The sequence below is a fragment of the Nonlabens antarcticus genome (assembly GCF_015356755.1).
Taxonomy (GTDB): domain Bacteria; phylum Bacteroidota; class Bacteroidia; order Flavobacteriales; family Flavobacteriaceae; genus Nonlabens; species Nonlabens antarcticus.
In genome coordinates, this window is the sequence record NZ_JADFCO010000062.1 from 116,899 (window position 1) to 135,993 (window position 19,095).

The window sequence follows — 19,095 nt, forward strand, 5'->3', positions numbered from 1 at the left end:
AATAAATAATATGAAACACACCTATCACATACAAGGTATGACCTGCAACGGTTGCCGCAGTCACGTAGAGCAGACACTTTCTAAAGTGAATGGTGTTAAAAGCGCTACTGTTGATTTAGAAAAAGTAGAAGCAATCATTGAAATGAATTCTCACATTCCCATCGAGACATTTCAAGATGCATTATCAAAGGATGGCGGGAGCTACAGCATACATATGCCAAAAGAAAACGGAACAATGAAGCACACTTATCACATACACGGAATGACCTGCAATGGTTGCCGCAGTAACGTGGAGCAGACACTTTCTAAAGTGGATGGTGTTTCTAATGCAACCGTCAATCTGGAAAAAGCCGAAGCTACCATTGAAATGGAATCACATATTCCTATCGAAACTTTTCAAAAAGCACTTCAAGATGATGGAGGTAGTTATTCCATTCATAAACTCGGTGATAAACCGGCTGACATTGATAAACCAAATGAGGTTCCCGCCTCTGCGGGAACTTCAGGAACGGGAACCTTTTACTGCCCCATGCATTGCGAGGGCGACAAGACGTATGGCAAACCAGGCGATTGTCCCGTTTGTGGAATGGATCTGGTAGAAGAAGTCAATCTATCTGCAACCACCACAGAACAATGGACTTGCCCCATGCATCCAGAAATCATCAAGGATGAATCCGGAGCCTGTCCCATTTGCGGGATGGATCTAGTTCCCATGAAAGCAGACAGTTCTGCCGAGGAAAAGACGTATAAGAAACTACTCAAGAAATTCTGGGTTGCGGTCGCCTTTACACTTCCCATTTTTCTAATGGCTATGAGTGAGATGATTCCCAGCAATCCACTATATGATTTAATGGAACAGAAGTGGTGGAACTGGATTCAGTTTGGCTTATCCATTCCGGTGGTGTTCTATGCGACCTGGATGTTTTTTGAACGCGCTTATCGCAGTATTATCACCTGGAAGCTCAATATGTTCACACTTATAGGCATCGGTGCTGGTGTGGCGTGGTTATTTAGTGTTTTCGGAATGCTGTTTCCAGACTTTTTTCCAGACCAATTCAAGACTGAATCTGGTGCTGTACACGTCTATTTTGAAGCGGCAACAGTGATTCTCACGTTGGTGTTGATGGGACAGGTTTTGGAAGCTCGTGCGCACAGTAAAACAAATTCTGCCGTCAAGGAATTGCTCAAACTGGCTCCTAATAAAGCTACCCGAGTAGTAGATGGAAACGAGGAAGAAGTTTCTATTGATAAAATTGAAAAAGGAGATATCCTGAGGGTTAAACCTGGCGATAAAATTCCTGTGGATGGTATTATTACAGAGGGAAACACCACGGTTGACGAATCGATGATCTCTGGAGAACCCATTCCTATTGATAAAGCTGAGAATGATCAAGTAAGCAGCGGTACCATTAATGGTAATCAATCATTCTTGATGAAAGCCGAAAAAGTAGGCAGCGATACCTTGCTATCCCAAATAGTGCAAATGGTCAACGACGCGAGCCGCAGCCGCGCGCCCATCCAGAAGTTGGCCGATACGGTTTCCGGGTATTTTGTACCCGTTGTCGTTGCGATTTCCATAATTACGTTTATGGTTTGGGCAATCTGGGGACCAGAACCCGCTTACGTTTATGCCCTGGTTAATGCCATTGCGGTATTGATTATTGCCTGTCCTTGTGCGTTGGGACTTGCGACTCCCATGTCCATTATGGTAGGCGTGGGTAAAGGTGCTCAAAACGGTGTGCTCATTAAAAATGCAGAAGCCCTTGAAAAGCTCGATAAAGTAGACACGCTCATCGTTGATAAAACAGGAACGATTACAGAAGGTAAACCAACCGTTGAAAAAATAGGCGTTTTTGGAGACCGCTTTCGCGAAAGCGAAATACTTAAAATGATTGCTTCCTTGAACAGCTCTAGTGAACACCCGTTGGCAGAGGCTACCGTGAAATACGGAAAAGAACAAAAAGTCGAAATCCTAAAAACCGAAAACTTTAGCGCAGTTACTGGAAAAGGAGTAGAAGGAACTGTTAATGGTAAAAAGCTCGATCTGGGAAATGCAAAAATGATGGAGTACGCAAAAGCCAGCATCTCCTCAGAAATGGAAGCAGAAGCGCAATCCTTTCAGAAGAAGGGAAAAACCGTCTCCTATCTAGCCGTAGACGGTGAAGTATCAGGTTATGTGGTCATAGGCGATAAAATTAAAGAAACCAGTGCGCAGGCCATCAAAGAACTGCAAGACAAAGGCATTGCCGTCATTATGTTGACCGGCGATAACCACGATACCGCGCAATCTGTAGCCAGCGACCTAAACCTAGCCGATTTTAAAGCGGGAATGCTGCCAGAAGACAAACTCAAAGAAGTAACTAGATTACAAGAAGAAGGAAAAATAGTGGCAATGGCTGGAGACGGTATCAACGATGCACCGGCACTGGCCAAAAGTGATGTAGGAATCGCCATGGGAACAGGAACTGATGTTGCCATAGAAAGTGCTATGATCACTTTGGTTAAAGGGGATTTACACGGCATTGTTAAAGCGAAAAATTTGAGCCATGCCGTAATGAGAAATATCAAGCAAAACCTGTTTTTTGCTTTGATCTATAACGTTCTAGGCGTTCCAATTGCCGCTGGATTGCTCTTCCCGTTTTTCGGAATATTATTATCACCCATGATTGCAGCACTAGCGATGAGCTTCAGCTCGGTTTCCGTGATTGCAAATGCATTGAGGCTCAAATCAAAATCAATTAACTAATTTCTAAATCAAACAACATGCAAAACGACATCAAAATGAATCATGATTCCATGAAAAAAAACCAATACACAAAATTTGTGGCCATGCTCGCCGCCTCGTTTGTGGCTATGTACATCACGATGTACTTGAACACGTATTCCATCGATCATGTATATTTTAGCCTAACCCGTTTTTATATGAGCTGTCTTGGTATTTCTGCCATGGCGATTATTATGTATGTGGCGATGCGCGGGATGTACAAGAATAAAAAGAAGAATTTCGCCATTATTTTTGTAAGCATCAGTTTGTTTATTGGAGCACTGAGTTTAGTGCGTGATCAAAAAACTACCGTGGGCGATGTTTTGTGGATGAAAGCGATGATTCCGCATCACTCCATTGCTATTTTGACGAGTGAACGTGCTGATATAAAGGATCCAGAAGTAAGACAATTAGCTGATGATATTATCAAGGCCCAACGTAAGGAAATAGGTGAGATGAAAGCTATGATAAAAAGGTTAGAAGGGAAATAATACTTATGATTTTTTTTTGGGCGCTCGAGCGGGCTATTCGCTACAATCTTTTTAATGCCTATCGGCATTTAAAAAGGATTTCCACTTCTATCCCTAGCGCAAAACAAAAAACCTTGTAGGAACAAACCTAATAGGTTTTCAATACCTGTTAGGTTTCGTAAGGTAATAAAGAGGGTTTTTAAAAAACTGTTGGATTAAAATCACAGGTAAGGGTTTCAATAAGAAATAGAAATTATGAAAAAGAACATTTTATATATAGGCATTGCGGTAATCGTTGGGTTACTTGCTGGCTGGCTCATCTTTGGGAACGGCAATGATGAATCGATGAACGTAAAGAACGTTTCTGATATGTCAGACAATCACGGTCATGATGGTGAAACGGCGGCTCAAATGTGGACTTGCTCGATGCATCCACAAATAATGCAACCAGAATCTGGCGATTGTCCTATTTGTGGAATGGATCTTATTCCTGCGGCATCCAGCGCTGAAGGTCTTGCCATGAACGAGATTAAAATGACCGAGAATGCCATCGCACTGGCTAATATCCAAACGACCATTGTAGGTAGTGGGACAGCATCTGATGAGGATGGTATGATCTCCTTATCAGGGAAAATTGCTACTAACGAAGAAAACAACTCGGTTCAGGCAAGTTATTTTGATGGACGTATTGAACGATTGAATGTAAATTATGAAGGTCAAAAAGTTAATCGCGGGCAGCTGCTGGCTACCATTTATGCGCCTACTCTCGTCGCTGCACAGCAGGAATTGCTAACAACAGCTTCGCTAAAAGAATCACAACCGGCACTTTATAAGGCAGTTCGCAATAAACTAAAAAACTGGAAGCTTTCTGACGGGCAGATCAATGCTATTGAATCCTCAGGAAAAGTGCGGGATAATTTCCCCATTTATGCCACCGTATCTGGAACGGTTGCCGAGGTAGTGGCACGCGAAGGCGATTACGTCAAACAAGGGCAACCCATCCTTAAGGTCAGTAACTTGAATTCGGTTTGGGCAGAATTTGATGGATATGAGAATCAGATCTCAAACCTGAAGGAAGGTCAAAACATTAAAGTCGTGACGAATGCCTATCCCAATAAAGAATTTGACGCAACGATATCCTTTATAAACCCTATGCTGGATAATGCGACTCGCACCGTGACGGTAAGAGCAACGCTTAAAAACACCGATAACCTTTTCAAGCCAGGAATGTTTGTTACCGGTAAACTTAAAGGCGCAACAAAAATGACTGGAGAAACACTGACCGTACCCGCAACTGCCGTCATGTGGACCGGAGAACGATCCCTAGTTTATATCAAAACAAACCCCAACGAGCCTATTTTTGAAATGCGCGAAGTAACTCTGGGGAACCGGAATGGTGATAATTACTCAATTGCAAATGGTCTTTTAAATGGTGATGAAATCGTTACTAATGGGACTTTTACCGTGGATGCGGCGGCTCAACTTCAAGGTAAAAAATCTATGATGAATCAAGGAAAGCCGGATATGACCGAAATGCCTATTTCTCAAATGAAAATGGAGTTTCCAAAGAGTTTCCAGCTGAATTTTAAAAAGGTACTGAAACCATATTTACAAATGAAAGATGCCTTCGTGAGTAGTGATGCTGGTAAGGTTTCAGCTTTCGCGAAAGCGACATCGACCTCTTTAAAATCTGTAAGTATAGGTAGCTTAGGAAAAATGGAACAAGCGCATATCAAAAAAAGTATCGAGATGCTTGACGCTATTGCGACCAATGATATTCTTGAAAATCAGCGCGCGCACTATGTGATCTTGAATGAAAACATGGTTCCCATTGCAATGAATATCGGGAGTATAGACCCCACGCTTTATGTTCAGAAATGCCCTATGGCTAACAATAACAAGGGCGCAGTCTGGTTGAGTACAGAACAAGATATACGCAACCCTTACTATGGCGAACAAATGATGACTTGCGGGAGTGTGATCGAGGAGATCTAATAGGCAAGAATGGAAGTAACCGTTAAAGTTTTCGCCCTATGTTAATTCAGATAAATTTGATTTCCTAGACGGATTAACTTCTGGAAGCTAGGTATTTTAACTCTTATTATCACAATAGAAAAATGAGTGGCACATAGTATTGAGGTGCTCGATTGAAGACTGCATGCTTTTAATATAGCTTTATCTCCGCAACCTTAATAGATTGATATCACCATCTCACCTTATGTAAAACCTTTGTTTAGGGCTGTGAAATCTGTCTTCAAATCCTTAAATTGCATTCAAACGTTTGCAATGGAAAAAGACCTTCAAGATTCACGCAAATCCTATGACAAGGATGCGCTATTAGAGTCAAATCTTAATAGAAATCCTTTTGAAACCTTTGGAGAATGGTTCCAGCAAGCAGAAAATGACGATGCGGTGGAAGAACCTAATGCAATGAGTGTTTCTACCATAGGAGGTGATGGATTTCCTAAAACCAGAATTGTTCTTCTTAAAGAAATCGCAAACGACACGTTCTTATTTTATACGAATTATACTTCTGAAAAGGCTGTCGCTATTGAAGCGCATCCTCAAATTTGCATTCATTTTTTCTGGCCTAGTCTAGAGCGACAAGTAATTATCAAGGCAAATGTGAAAAAGGTACCTGCTGAAAAGTCTGCTGCTTACTTCAACAGTCGTCCCAGAGGTAGTCAATTGGGCGCATGGGCTAGTCATCAGAGTGATGTAATAATTTCTAGAGAAGAGTTAGATGATCAATTAAAAGCAATAGAAAAACAATTTGAGGGCAAAGATGTTCCATTACCAGAGTTTTGGGGAGGTTATAGTTGCTCACCAGTGTCTTTTGAGTTTTGGCAAGGCCGTCCTAATCGAATGCATGATCGTATTTTGTACCTCCAGAATAATAACTCCTGGGAATTTAAAAGATTACAACCTTAATGAAAAAGCAACTTATCTTAGTACGCCACGGGAAGTCTAGCTGGGAATTTGATGTTCGCGACCATGATCGACCCCTAATTTTTAAAGGAATTCAAGATGCTCATATCATTGGGCAATCGCTTCAAGAATTTCCTAAGCATCCCGGTTTAATCTGGTCAAGCACAGCTGCACGAGCGCTACAGACGGCTACCATACTTACCGAATATATAGATTACGATCTCAAGAATTTACAACTTAAAAGAGAGCTGTATACTTTTGATTCAAGCGAACTCTTAAAAATGGTACATACGATTCCAGATAATATGGAAAGCTGTATGATCGTATCGCATAATCATGGTTTGACAGAACTCGCTAACCAGCTAGGTGATACACATTTTTCAAACGTTCCTACCACAGGCGTTGTGATTATTGAGTTTGAAGCTTCCAGCTGGAGAAGTATTTCTAAAGGGACTACAACCTTTCATCTTTTTCCAAAAAACCTTTAATGATACCACGCTATTTTAATAGAGAGCTATCATGGCTTAAATTCAACGCACGCGTGCTGCAAGAGGCTAACGACCCTACTGTACCGCTCATCGAGAGGCTTAGGTTTTTAGGGATTTTCTCTAACAATCTTGACGAATTTTTCAAAGTACGTTATGCTGCTATTCAACGTATTTATCGTGCAGGAAAAAATGCTACTAAATCCCTAGGAGGTATCTCCGCTGCTGACTTGTTGAATGAGATCAACTTGACGGTAATGGAAGATCAGATGCTTAGTTTTCAAATTCTCAATGACCTTGAAAATGAGCTCGCTAAGGAACACATTATCATTGTTGATGAGAACGAAGTTTTAAAAGAACATGAGGATTATTTACGTAAATACTTCAATGAAAAAATAAGCCCTGCGTTAGGAGTTATCATGATTGATGGTAAGGCTGCATTCCCACCTTTACAGGATGGAATGGGGTATCTCGCGGTTCGAATGACTTTCAAAGATGGCGAGGTGCGACATGCTCTGATCGAGAAGCCTAAACATTTGAACAGATTTGTTGTACTTCCAGATCTAAAAGACGGTAAGCAATATGTCTTGCTGATAGATGATTTGATACGTCACAGAATGCATTATCTATTCAGCATTTTTGAATATGAAAGCATTGAGGCACATATGATAAAAGTAACACTAGATGCCCAGCTTGATATTGACTTAGACCTTAAAAAAAGTCTACTAGAAAAAATCAGAGATAGTGTATATGATCGTAAAGATGGGGATCCAGTTCGGTTCGTTTTTGATAGAGAAATCAATAAGGAAACGATTGATTTGATAATGAGTAAACTGGAGATAGATGATACCGACTCTATCATTCCCAGCGGTAGGTATCACAACAGGCGTGATTATTTAAAGTTCCCCAGTTTAGGTCGTAAAGACTTATTATATGAACCACTCACACCTTTACCTATTAAAAATCTTGTTATTAAAGGTTCTCTATTGATGCACATTGCAAGGAAGGATATTCTGCAATACGCGCCGTATCATACATTTGCAAATACTACAAAATTCTTAAGAGAAGCTGCGCTGGACCCTAATGTTGAGGATATAAAGATTACAATATATAGACTGGCAGAAGTTTCCCAGATTGCAGGATCTCTTATTAATGCCGCCAAAAACGGAAAGTCGGTTACGGTATCTATTGAGTTACAGGCACGGTTTGATGAACAAGCAAATATCAATTATGCAGAGTTGATGCAGGAGGAGGGGATTCAGATGATTTTCGGTGTTCCAGGCTTAAAAGTGCACTGCAAAGCTTGTCTCATAACTCGCCGACAGGAAGGTAAATTGAAACGGTATGGTTTTATCTCTACTGGGAACTTCAACGAGGCGACTGCAGGAATTTACACAGATTATACTTTATTCACAGCAGATAAGAAGATATTAAAAGAGGTGGAACGTGTTTTTGAATTTTTTGAAGTCAATTACAAACAGCACAGGTATAAGCATTTACTTGTGAGTCCTACTTTTTTGAGATCTCGTATTGAGCAGATGGTTAGACGTGAAATCGCTTTCGCGAAAGCGGGAAAAAAGGCATTGATACGGTTGAAACTTAATTCGTTCTCAGACTATAAAATGATTGATTTATTCTATCAAGCGTCCAATGCAGGTGTTCAAATTGAGCTAATCATACGTGGCATATGTTGTCTGATTCCAGGTGTTAAGGGAATGAGTGATAACATTAAAGCGATTAGTATTGTCGATCGTTATCTAGAGCATCCACGCGTTTATTATTTTCACAATGGCGGTGATACCTCGTTATACATTTCTAGCGCAGATTTTATGCAACGCAACCTAGATAATCGTGTAGAAATCGCTTGTCCCATCTACGATGAGGATATTAAAAAAGAGATTTTAGAAACGCTGGATATTTGCTGGAATGACAATGTGAAGGCAAGAATAATTGATGAGGATCAGTCAAATTCCTACGTAAGGAATGAAATGCCAGAAATCAGGTCGCAATACGCTACCTATGCTTATTATCAACAAAATATAGATGTTTAATGGGATTTAATACAGAGAAATACGGAGCTATTGATATAGGATCTAACGCAATACGTTTATTAATTGCGACGGTCAATACCTTTGACAACCTGTCCCCTGTATTTAAAAAAACCAGTCTGATACGTGTTCCTGTTCGACTGGGCGAGGAAGTTTTTATGGATGGAAATATCTCGGAATATAACATTGAAAGGATGGTCAAAACTATGAAATCCTATAAAAACTTAATGGAAGTTCATGAGGTTCTTGATTATAAGGCTTATGCTACCAGTGCGATGCGTGATGCCTCTAATGGTAAAGATGTGGTGAAGATTATAAAGAAGCAATCGGGAATTGATATTGAAATCATTGATGGAACACATGAAGCTGCTATGATTGCCATGACAGACCTGCGCGATTTGATCGATGAGAATAAAGTTTACTTATATGTGGATGTGGGTGGAGGAAGTACAGAATTTACCTTGTATGCAAATGGTAGCCCGATAGAATCAAAATCCTTTAAAATCGGATCTGTTCGACTACTGCACGATATGGTTAAAAGCGAACTGTGGAAAGAAGCTGAGAAATGGGTAAAAGAAGCTTGTGAACCCTATCATAAAATAGAATTGATAGGCTCTGGTGGTAATATCAATAATATCTTTAAAAACAGCGGTAAGGTTTACGGCAAGCCTTTATCGTATTTGTACTTATCGAGTTATTATGAGAAACTGCAAAGCTATACTTATGAAGAACGCATCTATCATCTAGCACTTAATCGAGATAGAGCAGATGTGATAATTCCAGCCTGTCGTATCTATCTGAGAGCCATGAAATGGAGTGATGCAAAAAACATTCATGTTCCAAAAATAGGATTAACGGATGGTATCATTAAATCTATATATAATTCTAGAATTCAAACATAAAGAATAGACTTTTAGAACAGCTCATCACATCTATCTTTAATGGTAAGGTCATAACTCGATAATTTTATGGTCCTACTTTCATTCCAGATTGAAACCGATTATGATTTAAAAGTTCATTTAAAATTCTAAGTCAAAGGTTTTTCTAAGTAAATCTATAGAAGGATTTTTATCTACTAATTTTTGAAATTTCTCCTGATCCGTATAGACGTATCTTTTTTGTACTGATTTGTCCACAGTAATGGCGATTTCCAGATTGTAATTCTGTAATTCTCGCTTTAAGAATTCAAGTATTTGACCCATGTTTTTTTCCAAATCTTCCTTCATAGAAACATTTGGGAATCGCAGGTGTGCTATTGTACCTTCCAACTTGGGACTATCCACGTTTAAAATACTCGCTAGAATCAGTGAGCCGCGTTCTTTTAAGTGTTCCACATATTTATTCCATACCGCCACTAGCTCCTCTTGTGTAAAAGGTTCTTCAGGTAAACTGTCGTGTATCACTTCAGTTTCCTTTTTATTCTCAATGTGTTCCTTTTTACGCTCTATTCCCTGTATTGAAAGCGAGCTTACCCTATTGCGATTTTTATCTAATAAAGCTTTACGTCTCTCGTCTAGAGATTGATTGGAAGATTCACTAGGAGTAGGAGGTATAGGATTTGTTACTTCAGAAGTACTCGTTTGCGGAACAACTTTTACTTCAGGCTGTGGTAGAGAATTTAATTTTTCTTCTGTCTTCTCGGGAACGTCAATTGCACTGGAGTTAGAAACTTGACCTACATTTTCGGTATGGCCAGGAAGCGATTGGTTAGAATTAGATCTTTCAATTTTCGATTGGGAATCAGCTATAACCTCATCTGTAGAAGTAGTAGGCTCTGAAACTACAGCTTCAGCAAATGTATCAGCGGGTAGGATGTAGGTTAGAGACTTTTTTTTTTCGCCAGTAGCTGGCGTAAGAATAGAGGCAAGTTGCATCAAGCAAAGCTCCACAAGCAAACGCTGGTTGCGGCTGTTGCGGTACTTTAAATCGGCATCGTTAGTGATCTCGATGGCTGTTTGCAAAAAGCTCATCTCTGTCAATCTTGCCTGTTCTAGATATTTCTTTTTAGTAGATTCTCCCAATTCCAGCAACACAATCGTACGTTCGTCTTTACAAACCATTAGATCTCTAAAATGTGAGGCAAGACCATTTAAAAAATGCTGACCATCAAAACCTTTAATCATGATCTGATCATAATCTACCAGTAGCTGTGGTATATTATTTTCAAGAATCAAAGAAGTCATACTGAAATAAGTATCCCGATCCAGTACATTCAAATTCTCAGTTACCGCTTGTACCGTTAGATCTTTACCAGAAAAACTCACAACCCGGTCAAAAATGGATAAGGAATCCCGCAAGGCACCATCAGCTTTTTGAGCGATGATTTGCAGTGCTTCTTCCTCCGCATCAATATTTTCCTTAACCGCTATTCGCTTTAAATGCTCTCGCATGTCACTAACCGTGATTCGTTTAAAGTCAAAGATTTGACAACGGGACAAGATCGTAGGAATTATTTTGTGCTTCTCTGTGGTTGCGAGAATAAAAATCGCATGCGCTGGTGGTTCTTCTAAGGTTTTCAAAAACGCATTAAAAGCAGCAGAAGACAACATGTGTACCTCGTCAATAATATAGATTTTGTATTTCCCCACTTGCGGAGGTACGCGCACCTGGGCAATCAATTCCCGGATGCCATCCACGCTATTGTTGGATGCCGCATCCAGTTCAAAAATGTTGAATGCAAAATCCTCATTAGGATCATATTCCACATTATGCTGGTTAATTTTCTTCGCCAGAATACGAGCGCAAGTCGTTTTTCCCACACCACGCGGTCCGGTGAATAGCAGGGCCTGCGCTAGATGATTGCTTTCGATAGCGTTATCTAACGTTCGGGTAATGGCAGACTGTCCCACCACATCTTCAAAGGTCTCGGGTCTGTATTTTCGGGCTGATACTATAAAGGGCTCCATGCGCGCCAAAGATAAATTCAACCATCCGCAACTGGATCGATTGTGGGTTTGTTTTTATGATAATTATCAACAGTTCGGGCATAATTCATGTAATTTTGCCGCAGCAGGCCGCTCTATCGTATAGCGCTCAGATTTATCTGGGAATTATGAGGAAAGTCCGGACACCATAGGATAACATAGCGGCTAACGGCCGTCGGTTCGCTTTCGCGAAAGCGAAAACGAATTAGGACCAGTGCAACAGAAAGGATGTACAGGTAATGCTGTAGTGAAACCAGGTAAACTCTATGTGGTGAAATGTCGCGTAAATCAGAGCTTGAGTGCGATCCGCGCGATTCTGAAGGGTAGGCAGTTAGAGGTTGTGAGTAATTGCAATCCTAGATAAATGATAGAGTGCTTCATTTATGGAGTAACAGGATCCGGCTTATAGGCCTGCTTTTTTAATTACCAATTGCTGATTCTTGATTTGCTAAGCAAACCATTATTGCTAATTATCGATTGCGAATTGCTGCGCAACCATTTATTCCTTTTCCAGGATATTTCACTGATCATAGATAGATCATTTTGTAAAATTACAAATCTCTCGACGTCAGTTCGAGCGCAGTCGAGAACAGTTGTGTAGCAGCGCCTTGATTTTTTTCACTAATCTTAATGGTCAATTATCTATTGGAAATCGCTACCCATTTTTCATTCTCGATTCTTAATTATTGGCCTCCTTAGCAAGCTTTAGTTGCTGATTTCATTCAGGTACTACTATACAGCTTGTAAATAGAAAAACTACAACGTCAGTTGGATCGCAGTCGAGAACAATTGTGTAGTTCAATTTTTAATTCAAGAGAAAACACAGATCTTGAAAAACTTAAACCTAAACTGAAACTAAAAAAAACTACATTTCAATATTCAATATTCAATATTCGTTAATCTGTGTTCGATAATATTTAAGTTCGCTATTAGGCTCAGACTATTATTCCTCCTCGGAACTTTCACCTAAGAAAAAACTAAAAACCGTCCCCCCATATTTGCGCTGGTTATCAAAGGAAGGATGACTACTTAAATCGGTGTGTTTTGAATGCTCGATAATTAAAATCCCATCAGTATTGAGAAGGTTATTTTCAAAAACTGCATCAGGAATTTTTAGAAATTCCTCCAGCTCTATACCGTAAGGAGGATCAGCAAAAATGATGTCGTAACTGCCCTTGTGATTTTGGATAAACATGAAAACATCTGCTTTGGTGGTTTCAATGGGAAGATCTAGTAACTCTGCTGTCTTTTCAATAAACTGAATGCAGGGCATGTGTGAATCTACAGCTAGAACAGACCCTACACCGCGACTTGCAAATTCATAGGACATGTTTCCGCTTCCTGCAAAAAGTTCTAAAACCTTCAAGCCATGTAAATGAACCAGGTTGCGCAGAATGTTGAATAGGGCTTCCTTAGCCATATCTGTTGTAGGGCGTATGGGAAGCTTTTTAGGAGCTTGAATCCTGCGGCCTTTATGAATGCCTGAAATTATGCGCATAGGAGTGTTTGTAAGTATTTAGGATAGTCATCAATATAAGCTACGTGGCGCACATAGGTGTATAATAAATTAAAAAGCTGTTGATTGATTTCTGGCTGAATTATAGTTAAATGAACCGTTTCTGGATCGAGTTGGTTTTGTTCAGCGGCAAATAGGGTATAAAATAAAATATCTTCTACTTGCTCGTGCTGGAATAGGTTATGGGCAACTAAAATTCCATCGCTAAAAATAGTAAGATAAAAATGCGATGGCATGACTTCAATAAAAACTCCATCAGGTCTGGTATTTAAAACAGGCAGACAGAGTGTTGAATAATGGAAATAACTATAATCTCCATACCTGTCGTAAAAGAAATTATTGACATTTGAATAAGCAACATATACCAGGTTCGCATTTATTGCTGGAAGGTTTTCGTCAACGCTTACCGTATCGGTTTGCAGCAATCTGGTGTTGTATTTTAAATAATCTGCAGCATTTTCTTCTTGATAGATATCACTAGGAACTAGAGTGAAAATATCATGATGATAAATCAGTTTCACCGATTCAAAGTCTGCTTTGAGAGACTCCTCCTTTTCAAAACAATCTTTCACAGCAGTTAAGATCTCAATGGGGTTAGAAGCGTGTTTAAAAGATTTATTAAATACACTAATAACCTCAGATGAGGTATGGATATAAAAAGAAAGTCCATCCTGATGAATCAGGACGGACAGTCTATTAATTATATTTTGATTATTGTTTTGTGCGGGAGATTGCATATTGTCTAGGCCAGTTACCACTTGTGGAAACTTCTTCTAAGCTACCTACTATAATTTCAGCACCGTCAATGGCTTCCACTTGTTTGATTTCTAATTCTCTTTGAACCAATCTTTCTGGTTGGTCAAAAAGGATTTCTTTCTTAGAGGCTTTCGCTACAAATACTTGCAGTTGATTATCTCCATCTGCAACAGTTCCTGTTTCAAGGGTGATTTTTCCTGGTGCACCAGGAATATCATAACTCAATAGGTTGCGTACATCCACATTTTGGAACAGTGAATCTTTAACCGATTTAAACCCTAGAGTATCCACCATTGTAATTTCTTTGTAATACCCTCCAGTTCCTGACAGACCGTATCGTTTGTTTTTTTCCACGTCAATGATACTGCTATCACGTTTTTGGGTTAATGCAAACTGTGCGGTATCAATAAACCTTGCAAGAGCTTCAATATCTTTAGTGTATTTGCCAGTAATTAGTTTGTGAGCCACTTGTGCATCACGCAATCTAATAAGTTGGGCAACTACTTTTTGATACCGTTCCTCTTTCACCTTTTCAAATTTGACAGGCTCTGCGATGGATTGATAAAGTTTGAATCCGAAGAAACCTATGAGCGCCAGCAATACAATGATGATAACGATGTGAAGTTTACGTGGGATTTTGTTGATAAATATCGCAAGTAGTACAAGCACGATGATACCTATAACTACCGACAAGATCAAATTGAACATAAGAAGAATTGTTTGTTAGCTTTATTTCAAAGGAAACAAATCTACAATTTTTTTTCACTCGTCCTAATGAGCAGTGTTTTTTTTGAACTAAGTTTATCCTCTACATTCCCACAACTCATTTATGACTCCTCCAGAATTCTTCAAAATTCTCAAACTAGATTTTCCATTTGAACCCACTTTCCAGCAGGAGAAGGCGCTAGAGTCGCTTTCAGATTTTATTCTGGATCCAGATAGGGACAGGATATTTATGTTACGTGGATATGCGGGTACTGGAAAAACTACAATTATCAGTAGTTTAGTTAAAAGCATCTGGAAAATAAAGAAGAGCGCCGTACTTCTAGCGCCTACGGGTAGGGCTGCAAAAGTGATAAGCAGCTATTCAAATCAACAAGCAGCCACCATACATCGTGAAATTTATTATCCCAAGGGTCAAGGTTCGGGAAATGTTCAATTTTCTTTAAAAGTCAATAAGCATAGAAATGCGTTATTTATTGTTGATGAAGCTTCTATGATTCCAGATGTTGCGGCAGATAATAAAATGTTTGGTGGGAATGGTTCACTGTTGGACGATTTGATTGAATACGTTTATAATGGTTACAAATGCAAATTGATTATAATAGGTGATACAGCGCAGCTCCCGCCAGTGAAACTAGACGTTTCGCCAGCGCTAGACGCTGCTTTGATAGGACAGCGCTATTTGAAAGAAGTAACAGATATTGAATTAGACGAAGTCAAACGACAGAGCGTTGAATCTGGAATTTTATATAACGCCACACAAATAAGGGATCACATAGAGGAAAATAATCCCGCTTTCAAATTTAACGTATTGCCATTTCCAGATATTCATAGGTTAATTGACGGGCATGAGATAATGGAAACAGTGATGAGTGCTTATGACAACCAGGGACATGAGGAAACTGCGATCATTGTACGATCGAACAAACGAGCTAATCTGTACAACCAACAAATTAGGTCACGTATTCTTTTTCGCGAAAGCGAACTTGCCACTGGAGACTATTTAATGGTGGTAAAAAACAATTATCACTGGCTAGAAAGTACTAGTGATGCTGGATTTATTGCTAATGGTGACATTATAGAAGTGCTGGAGATTTTTGATTTTAAGGAAATTTATGAATTTAAATTTGCCAATGTTAAGGTGCGCATGGTGGATTATCCCAATGCAAAGTCGTTTGAAACCACGCTGCTGCTAGATACGCTCTCATCAGAATCACCTTCTTTAACCTATGAGCAAAGTAATCAGTTATATCAAGAGGTGCGCAAGGATTATCTTAAATTGCCTAAATGGCAGCAGTATAAGGAGATTAAGGCAAATCAATATTTCAACGCACTCCAAGTGAAGTTTTCATATGCGATTACTTGTCACAAATCACAAGGTGGACAGTGGGAAAATGTGATTGTGGAACAACCTTATTTACCAGAAGGGCCCAGTAAGGAATACTTACGATGGTTATACACGGCTGTGACACGGGCCAAAACTAATTTGTATCTTATTGGTTTCAAAAATGAAAGTTTTATAGAATAGCGCTATGCTGGAAATCATTATTAGCATTTGTTTAGGAATAGGGCTTGCGGCAAGCGCTGGTTTCCGTGTTTTTATACCTTTATTGCTACTCAGTCTTGCTGGTTATATGGAATGGATTCCTCTTAATGAAGACTGGGCGTGGGCAGCAAGTTTAACGGCTATTCTTGTTTTAGCGGCAGCCTCAATATTTGAGTTGGTTGCGTACCTTATTCCCTATGTGGACAATTTACTAGATACTATTTCAATACCATTAGCAGCAGTTGCAGGCACTCTGGCAATGGTTTCAGTAGTAGGCGATCTTGATCCTATATTTAGCTGGACATTAGCCATTATTGCCGGTGGTGGTACAGCTGCAACTATTGCTACAACTACAACTGCTGCAAGGGCGGCAAGCACCGCGACCACAGCTGGAATAGGCAATCCTGTTATTAGTGTTTTAGAAGGTTTATTTTCAACTTTCTTGAGTATTCTATCGCTTATAGCGCCTATTATTGCAGTAATTGTTGTGATTCTTACGTTTTTTGGTATTCGTAAAGTATATCGCAGAATGTTTAAAGGGAATTCGCTTTCGCGAAAGCGTAACAACCACATAACAACTGACAACTCATGAGTTTCTTCGAAAGAGAACCGACAGCGTGGAACTATTCCAATAAAAATAACGTTTTAGAGTTTAAGGATCATGTAAAATGGAAGTTGATCATGCAGTTTTTTCTCATGTTTTGGCCATTAATTTATGTGGGTATAACAGCCTACCTAGAAGGAGGGATAATCTGGATCATATTAATTTCGATTTTTGGTACTCTCAATATTCTATTCATTAGCATCAGTATTAAAACTGTCAGTCTTGCTACTAGTGTTGATATTGAATCAATAGAAGGTGGTATTATAAAAGGGAATAGCCATACTAGGATTCATGTCAAATTGAAAAACGGCAGATGTAGACAGCTTTATTTTGTAACAAGACCACAATTTGAATCGTTTGCTTCTTTCCTGCACGATCACAATATTCCCGTTCAGGAACGATCAAAATACTTTTCTTTACCATTAAATTATTGATATGCTTAAAAAAATTGCCGTAATACCCGCCAGGCTAGAGGCGCAGCGGTTTCCCAAAAAATTACTTCAAGACCTAGGTGGCGCACCTGTAATTGTACGTACGTATGAGGCAGCAGTTCGAACGGGATTGTTTGATCAGGTCCTGGTTGCCACAGATAGCAAGGATATATATCAAATCATACGTCAATATGATGGAAAAGCTATCATGAGTCAAAAAGAACATGATTGTGGTAGCAATAGAATTGCAGAGGCTGTATTAGATCTGGATTATGATATTATAGTAAACGTTCAAGGCGACGAGCCTTTTACAAATCGTGGTGATCTTGAGCGGTTGATCCAGGTGTTTGAGGAAGATAAAGATCATAAAGTTGACCTTGCATCGCTGATGCACCCGTTGACAGAAGAATCTGAAATTCAAGATCCTAACAATGTGAAAGTAATTGTAGATGACTTGGGTAACGCGATCTACTTTTCAAGATCGCCTATTCCCTTTGTACGTGATGAATCCGTTGATATTGAGTTCCAGAAACATATAGGAATTTACGCTTTTAGAAAGAAAGCGTTGATGGAATTTTATAAAACCGCACCCACACCTTTAGAAATGGCAGAAAAAATCGAATGCATAAGATACCTAGAACACGGCAAGAAAATACGCATGGTAAAAACTTCAAATCGCAGCATAGGAATAGATACGCCTACTGATTTAGAGAAGGCGCGTGTACTGTGGGAATCTTGATTGAGGTTTTTTAAATACTAATTCCTACGGGAAGCATTTCTTTATATTCATTGCGGTGCTTGCGTACAAATCCTGCAATTTTAGGATGTGTAGGAACTACTTTTAGTTTTTTGTTATCTCGAATGTCAGCAAAAACTGCTTTCAAAAAATCATCTTTGAAAGTAGGGTTTTCTTCTAGAACTTCTGGAATAATTAATTTAGTCAGGAAGATCTTGCGTTCCTGTTGCGCATATTCGATTTTGGCAAGTGCCCCATCGAATTCACATTGATACTGTCTTAAAAATTCATTATCAGTAATTTCGATCATAGTCGTATCCATATTCAATTTATTTGACTCGTTCTAAAATGTGAGAGAGGTAATTTTTAAATCAAGCAAAGTTATGGGCTGGTTAGCAGAAGAGTAAAATTTGCTTGTTTAACTTTGCAAAGATACTTTATTACAAGCACTAACGCTTTTTTATATAGTTAAAACCTTGACTGGCAATTCCCATTCTTTATGAAGCATGTTTATTTAATGCCTGGGATGGCAGCATCGCCCTTGATTTTTGAATACATTGAATTGCCTAAAGACCGATTTGAAATCCATCTTATGGACTGGATCAATCCTGAAAAGAAAGAATCTCTTCCAGATTACTGCACGCGATTACTAGAACAAATCAAGCATGTCAACCCGGTGTTGATTGGAGTATCGTTTGGTGGAATCATCGTTCAGGAGATCTCTAAATTGATTGCGGTAGAAAAGGTCATCATCATTTCCAGTGTAAAGTGTGTTGCAGAATTTCCCAGACGTATGCGCATTTGTAGAAAAACGCAATTGCATCGATTATTGCCCACTAGATTAATGGAGAATTTTGAAGGTATTTCAAAATATGCCGTTGGAGTTGCGCCTAAAAAAATTGAGCTATATCAGAAATACATTCATATGAATAACAGGGTTTATCTCGACTGGGCACTGGATTCAGTAATGAACTGGAGTCAAGAGGAACCACTTGATTATGTGATTCACATTCACGGAGAAAAAGACCCTATTTTCCCCATTAAATACATTAAGAATTGTATAATCGTGCCTGGTGGAACTCATGTGATGATCATCAATCGCTTCCGGTGGTTTAATGAAAATTTACCTGAAATCATTGATGGGAAATAGATTTCTTTTGGCTT

The 19,095-nt window shown here is 39.3% G+C and carries 17 protein-coding genes and 1 other RNA gene; 13 read left to right on the forward strand and 5 right to left on the reverse strand.

Features of this window, described 5'->3' with window-relative positions:
* The first annotated feature begins 10 nt into the window (after positions 1 to 10).
* The 7 genes from IQ282_RS03825 (at position 11) to IQ282_RS03855 (ending at position 9,597) form a co-directional block, all read left to right on the forward strand.
* Positions 11 to 2,746, forward strand: coding sequence for a heavy metal translocating P-type ATPase (locus IQ282_RS03825; protein WP_194850585.1), 2,736 nt, complete (start codon positions 11 to 13; stop codon positions 2,744 to 2,746).
* A gap of 17 nt (positions 2,747 to 2,763) precedes the next feature.
* On the forward strand, positions 2,764 to 3,255 hold the full coding sequence (locus IQ282_RS03830) for a DUF305 domain-containing protein (RefSeq protein ID WP_194850586.1): 492 nt from the start codon (positions 2,764 to 2,766) through the stop codon (positions 3,253 to 3,255).
* A gap of 234 nt (positions 3,256 to 3,489) precedes the next feature.
* Entirely contained in the window at positions 3,490 to 5,229 is a 1,740-nt protein-coding gene (locus IQ282_RS03835) for an efflux RND transporter periplasmic adaptor subunit (RefSeq protein ID WP_194850587.1), read from the forward strand.
* A 291-nt stretch (positions 5,230 to 5,520) separates the two neighbouring features.
* Complete coding sequence (pdxH, locus tag IQ282_RS03840) at positions 5,521 to 6,165, forward strand: pyridoxamine 5'-phosphate oxidase (protein ID WP_194850588.1); 645 nt, start codon at positions 5,521 to 5,523, stop codon at positions 6,163 to 6,165.
* Positions 6,165 to 6,650, forward strand: a complete 486-nt coding sequence (locus IQ282_RS03845) for a SixA phosphatase family protein (protein ID WP_194850589.1) — start codon at positions 6,165 to 6,167, stop codon at positions 6,648 to 6,650. Before pdxH ends, IQ282_RS03845 begins: the two co-directional genes overlap by 1 nt.
* Entirely contained in the window at positions 6,650 to 8,698 is a 2,049-nt protein-coding gene (ppk1, locus tag IQ282_RS03850) for a polyphosphate kinase 1 (protein WP_194850590.1), read from the forward strand. Before IQ282_RS03845 ends, ppk1 begins: the two co-directional genes overlap by 1 nt.
* Complete coding sequence (locus IQ282_RS03855; RefSeq protein WP_194850591.1) at positions 8,698 to 9,597, forward strand: Ppx/GppA phosphatase family protein; 900 nt, start codon at positions 8,698 to 8,700, stop codon at positions 9,595 to 9,597. The genes ppk1 and IQ282_RS03855 overlap by 1 nt, the downstream gene beginning before the upstream one ends.
* 117 nt (positions 9,598 to 9,714) lie before the next feature.
* Here IQ282_RS03855 and IQ282_RS03860 read toward each other — a convergent pair whose 3' ends face one another.
* On the reverse strand, positions 9,715 to 11,601 hold the full coding sequence (locus tag IQ282_RS03860) for a DNA polymerase III subunit gamma/tau (protein ID WP_194850592.1): 1,887 nt from the start codon (positions 11,599 to 11,601) through the stop codon (positions 9,715 to 9,717).
* A gap of 100 nt (positions 11,602 to 11,701) precedes the next feature.
* On the opposite strand from IQ282_RS03860, the gene rnpB reads away from it, so the two are divergent.
* An RNA gene (gene rnpB / locus IQ282_RS03865) (RNase P RNA component class A) lies at positions 11,702 to 12,041 on the forward strand.
* A 521-nt stretch (positions 12,042 to 12,562) separates the two neighbouring features.
* Here rnpB and IQ282_RS03870 read toward each other — a convergent pair.
* Genes IQ282_RS03870 through IQ282_RS03880 form a run of 3 tightly spaced genes read right to left on the reverse strand, consistent with a single transcriptional unit; the run spans position 12,563 to position 14,599 of the window.
* Positions 12,563 to 13,117: an RsmD family RNA methyltransferase gene (locus tag IQ282_RS03870; protein WP_194850593.1), complete on the reverse strand. Its 555-nt coding sequence runs from the start codon at positions 13,115 to 13,117 to the stop codon at positions 12,563 to 12,565.
* The gene (locus tag IQ282_RS03875) at positions 13,108 to 13,872 is read right to left on the reverse strand and encodes a DUF3822 family protein (RefSeq protein WP_194850594.1); all 765 of its coding nucleotides are present in this window, start codon (positions 13,870 to 13,872) and stop codon (positions 13,108 to 13,110) included. The genes IQ282_RS03870 and IQ282_RS03875 overlap by 10 nt, the downstream gene beginning before the upstream one ends.
* On the reverse strand, positions 13,847 to 14,599 hold the full coding sequence (locus tag IQ282_RS03880) for a hypothetical protein (RefSeq protein ID WP_194850595.1): 753 nt from the start codon (positions 14,597 to 14,599) through the stop codon (positions 13,847 to 13,849). Before IQ282_RS03880 ends, IQ282_RS03875 begins: the two co-directional genes overlap by 26 nt.
* Before the next feature lie 121 nt (positions 14,600 to 14,720).
* On the opposite strand from IQ282_RS03880, the gene IQ282_RS03885 reads away from it, so the two are divergent.
* Genes IQ282_RS03885 through kdsB form a run of 4 tightly spaced genes read left to right on the forward strand, consistent with a single transcriptional unit; the run spans position 14,721 to position 17,934 of the window.
* Positions 14,721 to 16,142, forward strand: a complete 1,422-nt coding sequence (locus tag IQ282_RS03885) for an ATP-dependent DNA helicase (RefSeq protein WP_194850596.1) — start codon at positions 14,721 to 14,723, stop codon at positions 16,140 to 16,142.
* A gap of 4 nt (positions 16,143 to 16,146) precedes the next feature.
* The gene (locus IQ282_RS03890) at positions 16,147 to 16,752 is read left to right on the forward strand and encodes a DUF4126 domain-containing protein (RefSeq protein ID WP_194850597.1); all 606 of its coding nucleotides are present in this window, start codon (positions 16,147 to 16,149) and stop codon (positions 16,750 to 16,752) included.
* Positions 16,749 to 17,198: a hypothetical protein gene (locus tag IQ282_RS03895; protein ID WP_194850598.1), complete on the forward strand. Its 450-nt coding sequence runs from the start codon at positions 16,749 to 16,751 to the stop codon at positions 17,196 to 17,198. The genes IQ282_RS03890 and IQ282_RS03895 overlap by 4 nt, the downstream gene beginning before the upstream one ends.
* A gap of 1 nt (position 17,199) precedes the next feature.
* Positions 17,200 to 17,934: a 3-deoxy-manno-octulosonate cytidylyltransferase gene (gene kdsB / locus IQ282_RS03900; protein WP_194850599.1), complete on the forward strand. Its 735-nt coding sequence runs from the start codon at positions 17,200 to 17,202 to the stop codon at positions 17,932 to 17,934.
* A gap of 10 nt (positions 17,935 to 17,944) precedes the next feature.
* Here kdsB and IQ282_RS03905 read toward each other — a convergent pair whose 3' ends face one another.
* Entirely contained in the window at positions 17,945 to 18,253 is a 309-nt protein-coding gene (locus IQ282_RS03905) for a GNAT family N-acetyltransferase (RefSeq protein ID WP_194850600.1), read from the reverse strand.
* 177 nt (positions 18,254 to 18,430) lie between these two features.
* Between IQ282_RS03905 and IQ282_RS03910 the strand changes: the two genes are divergently transcribed.
* The gene (locus IQ282_RS03910) at positions 18,431 to 19,081 is read left to right on the forward strand and encodes an alpha/beta fold hydrolase (protein WP_194850601.1); all 651 of its coding nucleotides are present in this window, start codon (positions 18,431 to 18,433) and stop codon (positions 19,079 to 19,081) included.
* Positions 19,082 to 19,095: the final 14 nt, after the last annotated feature.

Bases quoted from the DNA above. Each gene is read 5' to 3' on its own strand.
- IQ282_RS03825 (WP_194850585.1), top strand. From the start codon at position 11: ATGAAACACACCTATCACATACAAGGTATGACCTGCAACGGTTGCCGC.
- IQ282_RS03880 (WP_194850595.1), bottom strand. From the start codon at position 14,599: ATGTTCAATTTGATCTTGTCGGTAGTTATAGGTATCATCGTGCTTGTA.
- kdsB (WP_194850599.1), top strand. From the start codon at position 17,200: ATGCTTAAAAAAATTGCCGTAATACCCGCCAGGCTAGAGGCGCAGCGG.
- IQ282_RS03895 (WP_194850598.1), top strand. From the start codon at position 16,749: ATGAGTTTCTTCGAAAGAGAACCGACAGCGTGGAACTATTCCAATAAA.
- IQ282_RS03835 (WP_194850587.1), top strand. From the start codon at position 3,490: ATGAAAAAGAACATTTTATATATAGGCATTGCGGTAATCGTTGGGTTA.
- IQ282_RS03905 (WP_194850600.1), bottom strand. From the start codon at position 18,253: ATGGATACGACTATGATCGAAATTACTGATAATGAATTTTTAAGACAG.
- IQ282_RS03885 (WP_194850596.1), top strand. From the start codon at position 14,721: ATGACTCCTCCAGAATTCTTCAAAATTCTCAAACTAGATTTTCCATTT.
- IQ282_RS03890 (WP_194850597.1), top strand. From the start codon at position 16,147: ATGCTGGAAATCATTATTAGCATTTGTTTAGGAATAGGGCTTGCGGCA.
- ppk1 (WP_194850590.1), top strand. From the start codon at position 6,650: ATGATACCACGCTATTTTAATAGAGAGCTATCATGGCTTAAATTCAAC.
- IQ282_RS03910 (WP_194850601.1), top strand. From the start codon at position 18,431: ATGAAGCATGTTTATTTAATGCCTGGGATGGCAGCATCGCCCTTGATT.
- IQ282_RS03875 (WP_194850594.1), bottom strand. From the start codon at position 13,872: ATGCAATCTCCCGCACAAAACAATAATCAAAATATAATTAATAGACTG.
- IQ282_RS03860 (WP_194850592.1), bottom strand. From the start codon at position 11,601: ATGGAGCCCTTTATAGTATCAGCCCGAAAATACAGACCCGAGACCTTT.
- IQ282_RS03845 (WP_194850589.1), top strand. From the start codon at position 6,165: ATGAAAAAGCAACTTATCTTAGTACGCCACGGGAAGTCTAGCTGGGAA.
- IQ282_RS03830 (WP_194850586.1), top strand. From the start codon at position 2,764: ATGCAAAACGACATCAAAATGAATCATGATTCCATGAAAAAAAACCAA.
- IQ282_RS03855 (WP_194850591.1), top strand. From the start codon at position 8,698: ATGGGATTTAATACAGAGAAATACGGAGCTATTGATATAGGATCTAAC.
- pdxH (WP_194850588.1), top strand. From the start codon at position 5,521: ATGGAAAAAGACCTTCAAGATTCACGCAAATCCTATGACAAGGATGCG.
- IQ282_RS03870 (WP_194850593.1), bottom strand. From the start codon at position 13,117: ATGCGCATAATTTCAGGCATTCATAAAGGCCGCAGGATTCAAGCTCCT.